The organism is Mesorhizobium sp. M7D.F.Ca.US.004.03.1.1, from assembly GCF_003998635.1.
In the GTDB taxonomy this organism is placed as follows: Bacteria; Pseudomonadota; Alphaproteobacteria; order Rhizobiales; family Rhizobiaceae; genus Mesorhizobium; species Mesorhizobium loti.
On the sequence record NZ_RZQG01001203.1, the window covers coordinates 1 to 1,503 of the forward strand.

The following is a 1,503-nucleotide window of genomic DNA, read 5'->3' on the forward strand; positions in this document are numbered from 1 at the left end:
GTCAAGCAGTCGAGCACTATGAGATATCCCGATACGGCTCGCTGCGGGAATGGGCAAAGGACCTCGGGCATGATCAGGCTCATAAGTTGCTGAGCGAGATCCTCGACCAGGAAAAAGCCACCAACAACAAGCTAACGAACCTTGCGGTTACGTCCATCAACAGGACAAATTGATCCCGGCATTTCCCGCTGCGAGCACCGATTTCTGGCTAAACGGGGCTCCGTGACCGCCCGCCAGCGCCTCGTCCTGGTTTGTTCTCCGCCGCGCTGTTCTGGCAAGCGCGAAGGCGAATGTAAATATGCACATGGGTGGCAACCAACCTCGCTGCCGCAAGTTGACCTACGCTGGTTGATCCCAGCACCACTCCAGACCTTGGCCCGCTGCTCTCCCCTCAGAGTGGCGGGCTTTTTGCCATATGGACCTCATACTACGGACTATTCTCATCGCCGGCAGCGTCCCCCTGCCGGCCGAGGACCGCAATGCTCCGGCCGGCCCGCTTATCGCCCTGACGCGGGCCGACCGGTTGGAACGCGGACCCACACAGAGCCCGTTAAAGTGCGATCGCTCGGGGAAACTTTTCCGACGAACGAAGTTGATGGAACAACCTGATATTTGAACAGCCTTTAGCAGGAGGAATTTTCCATGAATTTAAAGATGCTCACTACGGGTGCGATTTCGCTCGCAATGATCACTGGTTCGGCGCTCGCAGGCGGCAGCACCGGGACGTCCGCGCTCGATGATCCGGCGAAAATGTCGCCATTCTTCACCGATGCCGGCATGAAGACCATGAAGTCCGAGGCGGAATTCAAGGCTGCCTGGATGACCATGAAGGAAGAGGACCGTGCAGCCATGATGAAGGAATGCGGCGACGAGGCTATTGCGAAGGCGCACGACAATTTCTGCAAGATGACCAAGCAGCTCGGCGGCGCAAACTAATAATTCGCTGCGTCAGTCGTAAACAAGGCCCGCTGCCTCGAGCCAGCGGGCCTTTTTGTTCAGCCGGGACTGTGCCTCAAGCCGCAACGGTGGCTTCCATTCGCTCCTCCCATGCGGATGTTGGCAGGCCCGCACGTCCCCCAGATTTACCGCGCCACCCCCTGATGGTGAGGGACATGACTAAAATCAGAGTAGGGACCTGCCGTTGACATGCTGCCAGGAGACTGCTCGCTGCGATCGGCTGGGGAACCGTTACGCCGGATGACGAAGAAGCCATGACGCCCCGTCCGCCGGCGCCGCTATTGTCAAACAGTTGTCTAACGGGCTAACGGGACCGCGCTGCGCCATTCAGCGCGTGTTCCAACCCCAACCGTACCTGCCGAAGGTCGCGGCCTTTTGGTTGATGATTGGCTAAAATTGACTCCGCTTAGGTGAGAGCTTGCAAGCCATCTTCACGAGAATGCTTTTATAAGGTGGGTCTAAAATGCTGCTCACAAGTTGCCTTTGTACAGTCATTGTCGACTGGTAGGCAACGAAGGAGAATCGCATGTATTCCCTCAATAAGAG

Annotated in this window: 2 protein-coding genes; both read left to right on the forward strand. The window is 57.3% G+C overall.

Translation table 11 applies throughout. From position 1 onward, the window contains the following. Window positions 1-173, forward strand: a 173-nt coding sequence (locus EN935_RS35570) for a DUF892 family protein (RefSeq protein ID WP_164771664.1), incomplete at its 5' end; no start/stop codon positions are given. A 469-nt stretch (window positions 174-642) separates the two neighbouring features. Continuing rightward, window positions 643-936, forward strand: a complete 294-nt coding sequence (locus tag EN935_RS35575; RefSeq protein WP_127374205.1) for a hypothetical protein — start codon at window positions 643-645, stop codon at window positions 934-936. The last annotated feature ends 567 nt before the right edge of the window (window positions 937-1,503 follow it).